At 69.8% G+C, this 10,125-nt stretch carries 11 protein-coding genes and 1 riboswitch; of the genes, 4 read left to right on the top strand and 7 right to left on the bottom strand.

Annotated features, from left to right (window positions below):
• A partial coding sequence (locus tag AC07XS_RS09365; RefSeq protein WP_182714218.1) for a retropepsin-like aspartic protease occupies positions 1–309 on the bottom strand: 309 nt, incomplete at its 3' end.
• A gap of 211 nt (positions 310–520) precedes the next feature.
• Between AC07XS_RS09365 and thrC the strand changes: the two genes are divergently transcribed.
• Complete coding sequence (gene thrC, locus AC07XS_RS09360; RefSeq protein ID WP_182714219.1) at positions 521–1,900, top strand: threonine synthase; 1,380 nt, start codon at positions 521–523, stop codon at positions 1,898–1,900.
• Here the strand turns inward: thrC and AC07XS_RS09355 are convergent.
• Positions 1,897–2,535 (bottom strand): hypothetical protein, encoded by a 639-nt coding sequence (locus tag AC07XS_RS09355; RefSeq protein WP_182714220.1) that lies wholly within the window; start codon positions 2,533–2,535, stop codon positions 1,897–1,899. The two genes, thrC and AC07XS_RS09355, sit on opposite strands and share 4 nt — an antisense overlap.
• A 68-nt stretch (positions 2,536–2,603) precedes the next feature.
• Positions 2,604–2,918: a CsbD family protein gene (locus AC07XS_RS09350; protein WP_182714221.1), complete on the bottom strand. Its 315-nt coding sequence runs from the start codon at positions 2,916–2,918 to the stop codon at positions 2,604–2,606.
• A gap of 215 nt (positions 2,919–3,133) precedes the next feature.
• Between AC07XS_RS09350 and AC07XS_RS09345 the strand changes: the two genes are divergently transcribed.
• Positions 3,134–3,898 carry an SDR family oxidoreductase gene (locus AC07XS_RS09345; protein WP_054766621.1) on the top strand — a complete coding sequence of 255 codons (765 nt, stop codon included), beginning with the start codon at positions 3,134–3,136 and terminating at the stop codon, positions 3,896–3,898.
• A gap of 109 nt (positions 3,899–4,007) precedes the next feature.
• Here AC07XS_RS09345 and AC07XS_RS09340 read toward each other — a convergent pair whose 3' ends face one another.
• The 4 genes from AC07XS_RS09340 to AC07XS_RS09325 all read right to left on the bottom strand — a co-directional run bounded on the left by AC07XS_RS09340 (position 4,008) and on the right by AC07XS_RS09325 (position 7,513).
• Entirely contained in the window at positions 4,008–4,283 is a 276-nt protein-coding gene (locus AC07XS_RS09340; protein WP_054766622.1) for a hypothetical protein, read from the bottom strand.
• Positions 4,284–4,570: 287 nt separating this feature from the next.
• A complete protein-coding gene (thrB, locus tag AC07XS_RS09335) occupies positions 4,571–5,527 on the bottom strand; it encodes a homoserine kinase (RefSeq protein ID WP_182714222.1) in 957 nt (318 codons plus the stop codon).
• A 3-nt stretch (positions 5,528–5,530) separates the two neighbouring features.
• Positions 5,531–7,267 (bottom strand): amino acid kinase family protein, encoded by a 1,737-nt coding sequence (locus AC07XS_RS09330; protein ID WP_182714223.1) that lies wholly within the window; start codon positions 7,265–7,267, stop codon positions 5,531–5,533.
• A gap of 102 nt (positions 7,268–7,369) precedes the next feature.
• Entirely contained in the window at positions 7,370–7,513 is a 144-nt protein-coding gene (locus tag AC07XS_RS09325) for a hypothetical protein (RefSeq protein ID WP_182714224.1), read from the bottom strand.
• A gap of 187 nt (positions 7,514–7,700) precedes the next feature.
• Positions 7,701–7,814, top strand: a riboswitch (SAM riboswitch).
• A gap of 78 nt (positions 7,815–7,892) precedes the next feature.
• Between AC07XS_RS09325 and metX the strand changes: the two genes are divergently transcribed.
• On the top strand, positions 7,893–8,933 hold the full coding sequence (gene metX / locus AC07XS_RS09320; RefSeq protein WP_182714225.1) for a homoserine O-succinyltransferase MetX: 1,041 nt from the start codon (positions 7,893–7,895) through the stop codon (positions 8,931–8,933).
• Positions 8,930–10,114, top strand: coding sequence for a cystathionine gamma-synthase (gene metB / locus AC07XS_RS09315; protein ID WP_182714226.1), 1,185 nt, complete (start codon positions 8,930–8,932; stop codon positions 10,112–10,114). The genes metX and metB overlap by 4 nt, the downstream gene beginning before the upstream one ends.
• Positions 10,115–10,125: the final 11 nt, after the last annotated feature.

Raw genomic sequence — 10,125 nt, 5'->3', positions numbered from 1 at the left:
CCCGACCCCATAGGCGACCATCGGCAGGGGAAGGCCCTCGCCCAGCCCCAGCCGATCCACCAGGGCGCGATCAATCACCGAATACTGGGCGCCGGAATCGACCAGGGCCCGGACCGGCGTCCCGTTCAGCAGAACCTCCACCGTCGGCGTCGCCGCGCGCGGCTGAGCATAGCCCAGCCAGCCCGAAGACCCGTCCGGTCCAAACCCCGCCTGGGGCTGTCGCCACAGCACATGGTCCCTCAGCCACCAAGCCCCGGCCACGCCGCCGGCGACCAGGCCCAGCCGGATCAGGAGATCGCGTCTTCTCATGTCTGATCACATGGACCGTCCGGCGCTTGGACGCCAGCGGGGACGATGGTCGCAGGGCCGTCCGCCACTGCGGTTTCGCGCGAGCGGCCCTCGAAAATCAGCACGAAATTGTCGCAAACCGGCTCGCCCGCCGCCCATCCGACAATTTCCTCCCGCGCATCGCCAGAAACCGGGTGACGCCGCCGCCCCGTCTGGCTAGGACCAGACCACTATGAGCACCTCCAGCGCCCGTTACGTCTCCACCCGCGGCCAGGCCCCCGAGACCGACTTCGCCGACGCCCTGCTGCGCGGCATCGCCCCCGACGGCGGCCTCTATATGCCGACCGCCTGGCCGAGGTTGTCGCCCTCGGCCTGGGACGCGAGCGCCGACTACAAGTCCATCGCCCTGCAAGCCGTCGCCCCCTTCATCGGCGACGCCCTGCCGGCGGGCGCGCTCGACCGCGCCCTGGACCGGCTGACGGCCGGCTTCGCCCATCCCGCCGTCACCCCCCTGGTGGAGCTTGAGCCCGGCCTGTTCGTGCTGGAGCTGTTCCACGGCCCCACCGCCGCCTTCAAGGATCTGGCGATGCAGCTGGTCGCCGCCCTGACGGACGAGGCCCTGGCGGCGTCCGGCGAGCGTCTGACCATTCTCACCGCCACCTCCGGCGACACCGGCGCCGCCGCCGTGCGCGCCTTCGCCGGCGCCCAGTCCGTCGATCTGATCGTGCTGCACCCGCTGGACCGCGTCTCGCCGGTGCAGCGCAAGCAGATGACCACGGTCCAGGCCGACAATGTGCTGAATCTGGCCGTGCGCGGCGACTTCGACGACTGCCAGCGTCTGGTGAAGGGCCTGCTGGCTGAGGAATCCCTACGCGAACGCGGCCGCCTGTCCTCGGTCAACTCCATCAACTGGGCCCGGCTGGCGGGCCAGATTCCCTATTATGTCTCGGCCACCGCCCAACTGGGCGGCCCGGCCACCTTCGTCGTTCCCACCGGCAATTTCGGCGACGCCTTCGCCGGCATCGCCGCCGCCCATATGGGCCTGCCGTCCAACGGCTTCGTCGCGGCGGTGAACCAGAACGACGCCCTGGCCCGCGCCGTCAACGACGGCCTCTATTCGCGCCGTCCCGCGATCGAGAGCGGCAGCGTCTCGATGGACGTCCAGGCCCCGTCCAACTTCGAACGCCTGGTCTATGAGGCGACCGGCCGCGACGGGGACCGCACCCGCGCCGTGTTCGAAACCTTCGCCCGCGACGGCGCCGTGGCCTTCGATCCGGATCTGCTGGCCGCCCTGCGCGCCGCCGTCTCGGCCGTCTCCATCGACGAGACCGAGACCCGCGCCGAGATCGCCCACGCCCACGAAACCTGGGGCCGGGTCGTCTGCCCCCACACCGCCGTGGCCCTCGCCGCCGCCCGCCGCCTCGACCGCTCGACCGGCCCCGTCGTCGCCCTGTCCACCGCCCACCCGTCCAAGTTCGGCGCCTTCGTCTCCGACGTCCTGGGCTTCGAACCCGAGCCCGCGCCGGTCATCGCCGCCCTGGGCGATCAGGCCGAGCGGATGACGATCGTAGACGCCGACCTGACGGCCGTCCTGGCGGAAATCAAAGCTTAGGACGAGGACGAAATCGCCTGGCTCAACCGGCCCAGGCCGTAGTTCAGGCCGCACTTCACATCATATTGGCGCGCCACGGACAGGATCGGCCGCCAGTCCCAGGTTTTGAACTCGCCGTCGTCGGCCCGCTTCATCAGGGCCTTGGACGCCTCTTCGCGTCCCTGCCACACGGCGGCGTAGATCAGGCCGAACTCGCGCCCGCCCAGGACCGTATCCTCCAGCGTCCGGCGCGACGACTGGGCCAGGGTCGATCCGGCCGAGAACCAGTTGGCGCTAGCGTTGGGCGAGGCCACGCCCCCGATGGCCGCCAGAGCCAGTCCGGCGATGTCCAGGCTGCTGCGGGTCGCATTCCGGTCGATCGAGACGGCGGTCAGATAGCGGTCGCACCGCAGATCGGATTCGGCGACCAGGGCGTAGACCAGCTGCTTGCCCCGGGTCTCGGCGTTCCATTTCGCCCATTGGGCGTCCATCCGGTCCTCGGCGGCCTTGGTCGCCTCGTCAGTGACGACATCGACCCCCAGCACCTGTCCCGTGCCGCCGACGCCCAGTCCGCCCTGGGGCTTCATCTTCAGCGTGGTGCAGCCGGCGGCGGCAAGGCAGGCGGCGATCGCCATGCCCCTCATGGTTATACGCATAGGCGGCCTCCCCTTTGCAGGGGAGACTGCGTCAACAATCAGACGTTGTCAAATCGTTGGTATGCGAACTAGCGGCGGCGGCCGCCCGTCAGCATGCCCATCAGCAGCAGGCCCACGCCCGCGACCGACAGGGTGGTCACCAGCGGCCGCTTGCGCGCCTCGGCGGCCACGGTGCGAGCCTTGTCGCGATAGTCGGCCGGCGCCTTTTCGACCAGCCGATCGACCGCGTCCATCGCCTTGCCGAAGGTCTCCAGCGACCGGCCCTTGGCGTCCTCAAGGGCGCCCTCGACCTGCAGCTTCTGGTCGCCGACCAGCTTGCCGAAACCCTTCTTGGTCTTGCCGGTCGCCTGATACGCGGCGCCCTCGATCCGTTCGTCAGTCATGGTGAAATCTCGTCCTCGGGGAGCACGGCCGTGGCCGCATCTCCACCAAAACCCCAGCCCGCCCTTCAGTTCCAGCGACAAGGCGGCGCAGGCGGCGGATTTTTATAATCCGACAGCCGCTTCCCGCCAGCCGGACATCAACCGGCCCTCTAGACCCGCCGCGTTCGGCCGTGTCGCCCCGCGACCGGCCTCCAAACGCAAAGAGGAGAGCCCCCGTGTACGCTCTGAAAGACAAGGTCGCCGTCGTCACCGGCGCCAGCTCCGGCATCGGCCAGGCGGCCGCCCGACTGTTCGCCCGCCTGGGCGCCAAGGTGGTGGTTTCCGCCCGCCGAGAAGCCGAACTCGCCGCCCTGGTCGCGGCCATACAGGCCGAAGGGGGCGAGGCCTGCGCAGTCCCAGGCGACGTCTGTGACGAGGCCACGGCCGCGGCCCTGACCACGGCGGCGGAGCAGCGGTTCGGCGGCCTGGACATCGCCTTCAACAACGCCGGCGCCATCCCCGAAACCGCCCCGACGCCGGACCTGTCGGTCGCCGGCTGGAAACAGACCCTGGACATCAACCTGACCGGCGCCTTCCTGTGCGCCAAACATCAGATCCCCGCCATGCAGAGGCGCGGCGGCGGCTCGATCGTCTTCACCTCCACCTTCGTCGGCCATACCGTCGGCTTTCCGGGCATGGCGGCCTACGCCTCGGCCAAGGCGGGTCTGATCGGCCTGACCCAGGTCATCGCCGCCGAGTTCGGCGCCCAGAACATCCGCGCCAACGCCCTGCTGTGCGGCGGGGTGGACACGCCGATGGGCCGGGCCGTCGCCGACACCCCCGAAACCCTGGCCTTCGTCTCGGGCCTGCACGCCCTCAAACGCATCGCCCAGCCCGAGGAAATCGCCCAGGCCGCCGCCTTCCTCGCCTCCGACGCCGCCGGCTTCATGACCGGCACGGCGACACGGGTGGACGGCGGCGTCTCCATCTGCCGGACCTGATCTCGGGGCGATGTCTCCTCCCCCTCTGGGGGAGGTGGCGCGGCGCCTCTTCGGCGCCGTGACGGAGGGGTTCTGGACCTAGGGTCCAGTGCGACCGGGCCGGATGCGATCAGCCGCCCCCGGGGCCATCAATGATCACCCAGGTCGCCCCATCCATTGCAACCATGACGTCCTGCCGCACCCACTGACCAGCGGCGTCCCGCTGGCGATAGCGGCATCCGAACTCGGTCGGCTCCTCAGGAATGTCGTGGCAACGCAGCCGGTCGATCTCGGACGACGAAATCGCAAGCACGCCCGCCAGATCCGCGCGGCTTGGACCGATTGGTGAGGCGCACCCGCCGATTAGCAGCAGGATGGCCGACAGGATCTTGAGCAGCTTCGTCATAAGGTCAAGTTGCCAGGCTTTGGGCGGCTAACAACCTCGCACGCACTTGGGCCCCGCCAAAGCCCTCGCCATCCCAATCCCGCAAACAAAACCGCGCCTTTTCAAATCCCTGGCGCCCGAAAACATCCCTCAACCTAACACTCCTCAAACCGTGCCATACTCCCTGCCCGGTCTTTGAAAACTGACGCCACGCCTCCAACCGCCAAAGTCGCTCCCGTCGATTTCGTACAGATCGGACAGATCGGACACATCGGACACTGTTTTTCCCTGTCCGACGTATCGTCCCCTCAGACGGTCTCCACCGCCCGCCAGTGATCCATCCGCCGCAGGAAGACCGCCGGGTCCTTGGGCGTCACCAGTTTGGACGGGTCGTGGAAGATGCGGTCGTGCAGGCGGGTGACGGTGAACCTCAGGGCCGCCGCCTCGCCCAGTCGGGGCAGGGCCGCGCGTTCGGCCTCGTTCAGCGGCCGCACCGCCTCATAGCCGCGCTGGAAGGCCGCCAAAGCGTGCGGCATGGGCCGCCCCTCGGCGTCGAAGCCCCAGGCCGACAGGGCGATGGCCAGGTCATAGACCAGCGGCCCGGTGCAGCCGAAGTAGAAGTCGATCACGGCCGAAACGGTCCCGTTCTCGAACAGGATGTTGTCGGGGAAATAGTCGGCATGGATCGCCCCGGTCGGCAGATCGTCCGCGAACGGATTATCCAGCCGCGCCAGCGCCGCCTCGACCTGATCCAGCAGCACCCGGTCCTCGCCAGAGGCGCCCGCCGCGCACCGGTCCGCCAGCCGCCGCCACATGGCCGGCCCGACCGGATTCTCGCGCCGCCCGGCGAAGCTCTGGGCCGTCTGGTGCAGCCGCGCCAGCACCGCCCCCGCCGCCGCCTGATCGGCCTCGGACGGATGGCGCAGCCAGGCGCCGGTCTTCCATTCGATCACCGCCGCCGCCCGGCCGTTCAGCCGTCCCAGCCATCCGCCCGAACGGTCCTCGATCGGCGTCGGGCAGGGAAAGCCCCGCCCCGCCAGATGGGCCGTCAGCCCCAGGCAGAAGGGCAGAGACGCCTCGTCCGTCCGCGCCTCGAACAGGGTCAGGACGAACCGTCTGCGGCTCGCCCCGTCCTGGGTCTCCAGCCGGTAGTTGGTGTTCTCCACCCCCTCGGCGATGGCGGCCAGTTCGACCACCTCGCCCAGGTCGTAGCCGGCCAGGAACGCCCTGGCCTCGTCCAGCGCAACGGGGGTGAAGACGGCCATGGCCTAGTTCAGGCCCGCGTCGGCGCGGCGCGCGCGCACGATCTCGGCCAGATCGGCCATGATGCTCTCGGTCGTGGCCCAGCGCCCGGCGCCCCGGCCCCGGCAGCGCCACACCCGCCCGTCGGCGCCGTAAACCTTCAGCGCATTGCCCTCCCCGCGCAGGCTGGAGAACAAGGGGTCGCCGTGCTCGGCCGTCAGCTTGACCGACGGCGTGATGACCCCGTCCTTCAGATGGGCGGCGCCGATCTGGCGCACCCCGCCCTCGGCGGACGTCGCCTCCGTCAGGCAGTCGCGCGGCACCTCGCCATCGGGCGAGCGGCCGAAGGCCTCGTGGCACAGCAGCCGCACCTTGGCGGCGGCGTCCAGCCCCTCCAGGTCCGCCGACGGATCCTCCTCGGCAAAGCCCGCCGCTCGGGCGTCGGCCAGGGCCTCGGCGAAGGCCGCCCCGTCGCCCAGCCGCTCCAGCATGAAGTTGACCGTGCCGTTCAGCACCGCCTCGAACCCGACCACCTCGCCGGCGGCGCGGGCCGCCCGCACCGTCTCGATCATCGGCGAGCCCCCGCCGACCGAGGCCGACCAGAAGATCCGTCGCCCCTTGGCCTTGGCCAGATCCTGAAGCCCGCCGGGATCGCGGCTGACCGCCTGTTTGTTGGCGCTGGCCACGTCGCAGCCGGCCTCCAGGGCGGCGCGGATCACCGCATGGCCCGCCTCGCCTTCCGACAGGGCCTCCAGCACGATGTCCGGCTTCTTGGCCCAGAGGACCGCCGGGTCGGCGGTGAACAGGGACTGCGGGCAGGCCACGTCGCGAACCTTCTTCGGGTTGCGCACCAGCACCCCCACCACGTCATAGCGCGGATCGTTCAGCAACCGCGCCAGGACCCCGCCGCCCACCACGCCGCAGCCGGCGACCGCCACCTTCAGCGGCGGCAGGGCCGGCGCCGGTCCGGGGGGCGCCGACCGCTTGCCGATCACCGTGCCGTCGGCCCGGTCCAGGGCCGCGACCTCGATCTCCACGCCCCGGCTCTCGCCCAGGTCGATCGCGTCGTGCTGCACCAGGGCGCCGCCCAGCTTGCGCGCCACGTCCCAGGACGCCCGGCGATAGCGCAGGGCCGGGGCCGTCCGGTCGTTCGGATCATGGTCGTACAGGCCGTCGACGTCCTTCACCAGCCGCACCCTCTTCAGGCCCAGTTCGGCAGCCAGGAAGACCGCCGTCAGGTCCGACCCGCCCCGGCCCAGGAGGGCGATCCGCCCGTCCGGCCGCACCGCGCCGAAGCCGGGAACCACCACCACCTCGTGCCGGTCCAGCGCCTGTTTCAGATGGTCGGGCCGCAGGCCGCAGGGGCGCGAATGCTCCGGTTCGCCCTCGGCGACGATGCCCAGCTCTCGCACCGACAGGGCGCAGGCGTCCAGGCCGATCCGGTCGCAGGCGATGGCGACCAGGGCCGCCGACTTCTCCTCGCCCAGGGCCACATAGCCGGGCAACAGTTCGTTGGAATGGGCCAGGCCCAGCGCCCGCGCCTCGCCCAGCATCTGGTCGGTCGCCCCGCCGAAGGCCGAGACCACCGCCACCACCTTCCGTCCCGCCCGCACATGGCCGTAGACGGCCGAGGCCACCAGCGGCGCCTCCGCCGGGGTTCGCAGGATCGATGAGCCGAACTTCAGCACCACAACCTCGGCGGCGGGCTGTTTACTCGGTTCGAGGTTCTCGGATTTCTCTACGACGGCGAGGGAGGCTGACATTGGGTTTCTCGGGCGATGTTCGGAAGGGGTGGGGTGAAATGAAAAACCCCGCCTGGCGGACCGGGCGGGGTTCGGGTTCTGCGGTTGCCGGCGTCCGGCGCGCTAAACTCGTCCCGCCCGTGAGGGCATGGTGGTGGTGGCGCCGGTGGTGCCGCCAATAATCGAGCCGCCAATGGTCATGCCGAAGGCCGTCGCGGCGAGGCCGGCGACGGTCGAAACTTCGGCGATGAGCAGGTGCTGGCGCACAGATCTGATCCGGTTGAAATCTGAGCCTAGGGTGATCGGACCCCACCCTCGCTGTCAAGCCGCATTGGATGATTTTTTCGCAACGACGACTTTGGAGGTCGTTTCAGACCAGCCAAGGCCGCGGGAACTATCAACTTGGGTTGAATTTTTCGCTTGACCGGCTCCGCTTGTTTGATCAACGTAAGATCACTCATCAAGACCGGCTGAGGGATTAGGCCCTTTGACGCCGGGGCAACCATCGGGTTCCGCCCGAAACGGTGCCAACTCCTGCGGGGTCCTTCGGGGTCGCGAGAGATGAGTGGAGCATCGACGAGGCGACGCTCCACGATCTGTCACCGCATCGAGCCTTGCTGAGCGAGAACGATGCGGACGACGATAGATGACCCTGGCTGAAACATCCCTGCTCGAAGAACCCGACTGTCGGCCCCAGCCGACTGCCAAGCCTGTGCGCGAACGCGGCGGCGCCCGCGACGTGATCGTTCCCCTTCCCGCCGACTTCCGCCTCGCTTCCGGCGAAAAACTGAAACAGCCCAACGTCATCGGCCGCCTGCACGGCCGCGCCGGGGCGCCCGTCGTCGTGGTGGCCGGCGGCATCTCGGCCGGTCGGTTCGTCCACCGCACCGAGACCAACGGCCTGGGCTGGTGGTCGGGCGCCGTCTCCGTGCGCGGCCCCATCGACCTGTCGCGGCTCCAGGTCCTGGCCGTCGACTTCGCGCCCGGCCAGGAGTTCCAGGATGCGCCCGTCACCATCACCACCCACGACCAGGCCCGCCTGCTGGCCCTGGTTCTGAACCATCTGCGGATCGAACGGGTCGCCGCCTTCGTCGGCTGTTCCTACGGGGGCATGGTCGCCCTGGCCTTCGCCGAACTCTATCCCGACTGGGCCGAACAGCTGATCGTCGTCTCGGCCGCCCACCGCGCCCATCCCCAGGCCACGGCCTGGCGCGGCATCCAGCGCCGTATTCTTCAGTTCGCCGTCGACGCCGGCCGACCGGAAGAAGGCGTCGCCCTGGCCCGCGAACTGGCCATGACCACCTATCGCACGGCGGAAGAGTTCAACGACCGGTTCGACACCACCGCCCCGGCCGCCGTCGGCGGCGCCTATCCCGTCTGCGACTATCTGACGGCGCGGGGCCAGGCCTACCGCACCCACACCACCCCGACCCGCTGGCTGTCGATGTCGGATTCGCTGGATCGCCACAGCGTGACGCCCGAGGCCATAACCACCCCCGTCACCCTGATCGGCTTCACCTCCGACCGGCTGGTGCCGATCGACGACATGCGCGAACTGGCTGCGCGCCTGCCGACCCTGTGGCGCTTCGTCGAGGCGCCCTCCCTCTACGGCCACGACGCCTTTTTGAAGGAGGACGCCTTCGTCGGCGAAGTCCTCCGCGCCGCCTTCAAGGATATCCAAGCATGACGACCCGCCCCGCCAGCCCGCACACCATCGCCGCCCGCACGGGCGTGGATACGGACACGGCCCACGGCGCGGTCATGCCGCCGCTCTATCTGTCGTCCAACTATTCCTTCGCCGGTTTCGACCAGAAGCGGAAGTACGACTACAGCCGATCGGGCAATCCGACCCGCGACGTCCTGGCGGAGACCCTGGCCGAGCTGGAGGGCGGCGCCGGCTGCGTCATCACCGCCACCGGCATGGCGGCCGTCGATCTGCCCCTGGCCCTGCTGGAGCCCGGCGACCTGCTGATCGCCCCGCACGACTGTTACGGCGGCACCTGCCGCCTGCTGAACGCCCGCGCCCGCAAAGGCCATTTCGAGCTGCTGCTGGTCGATCAGGGCGATCCGGAAGCCCTGGAGGCCGCCCTGGCGCTGAAGCCCAAGCTGGTCTTGGTCGAGACCCCGTCCAACCCGCTGCTTCGTCTGGTCGATGTCGCCGACATCTGCACCCGCGCCCATGCGGCGGGCGCCAAGGTCGTCTGCGACAACACCTTCCTGTCGCCTGCCCTTCAGAACCCGATCAAGCTGGGCGCCGACTTCGTGGTCCATTCCACGACCAAGTTCATCAACGGCCATTCCGACGTGGTCGGCGGCGCGGTCGTGTCGGCCGACGCCGAGGATCACCAGACCCTGGCCTGGTGGGCCAACTGCACCGGCGTGACCGGCTCGCCCTTCGACGCCTATCTGACCCTGCGCGGCGTGCGCACCCTGTTCGCCCGGATCGAGCGGCAGCAGGCCACGGCCGGCGCGATCGCTGAAAAGCTGGCCGCCCACCCGGCGGTCAAGGCCGTCCACTATCCGGGCCTGAAGTCCCACCCGAACCACGCCCTGGTCGCGGCCCAGCAAGCGGGGCCGGGCGCCATGCTCAGCTTCGAACTGGCGGGCGGGACCGAGGCGGTGCGGACCCTGGTCGAAAGCCTGGACGTCTTCACCCTGGCCGAATCCCTGGGCGGGGTTGAAAGCCTGATCGCCCATCCCGCCACCATGACCCACGCCGCCATGACGCCGGAACAGCGCGCCACCGCCGGCATCGGCGACGGCCTGGTGCGCCTGTCGGTCGGGCTGGAACATGTCGAGGATCTGATCGCCGACCTGTTCCCGGCGCTGGACGCCCTCTCGCCGGCCGCAGCGGCCGCGGCGGCGTGATTTTTCGCTTG

This window comes from Brevundimonas sp. GW456-12-10-14-LB3 (assembly GCF_059424365.1).
This window is presented reverse-complemented; position numbering and strand designations above follow the sequence as displayed.

Bases quoted from the DNA above. Each gene is read 5' to 3' on its own strand.
- thrC (WP_182714219.1), top strand. From the start codon at position 521: ATGAGCACCTCCAGCGCCCGTTACGTCTCCACCCGCGGCCAGGCCCCC.
- AC07XS_RS09355 (WP_182714220.1), bottom strand. From the start codon at position 2,535: ATGCGTATAACCATGAGGGGCATGGCGATCGCCGCCTGCCTTGCCGCC.
- AC07XS_RS09350 (WP_182714221.1), bottom strand. From the start codon at position 2,918: ATGACTGACGAACGGATCGAGGGCGCCGCGTATCAGGCGACCGGCAAG.
- AC07XS_RS09340 (WP_054766622.1), bottom strand. From the start codon at position 4,283: ATGACGAAGCTGCTCAAGATCCTGTCGGCCATCCTGCTGCTAATCGGC.
- thrB (WP_182714222.1), bottom strand. From the start codon at position 5,527: ATGGCCGTCTTCACCCCCGTTGCGCTGGACGAGGCCAGGGCGTTCCTG.
- AC07XS_RS09330 (WP_182714223.1), bottom strand. From the start codon at position 7,267: ATGTCAGCCTCCCTCGCCGTCGTAGAGAAATCCGAGAACCTCGAACCG.
- metX (WP_182714225.1), top strand. From the start codon at position 7,893: ATGACCCTGGCTGAAACATCCCTGCTCGAAGAACCCGACTGTCGGCCC.
- metB (WP_182714226.1), top strand. From the start codon at position 8,930: ATGACGACCCGCCCCGCCAGCCCGCACACCATCGCCGCCCGCACGGGC.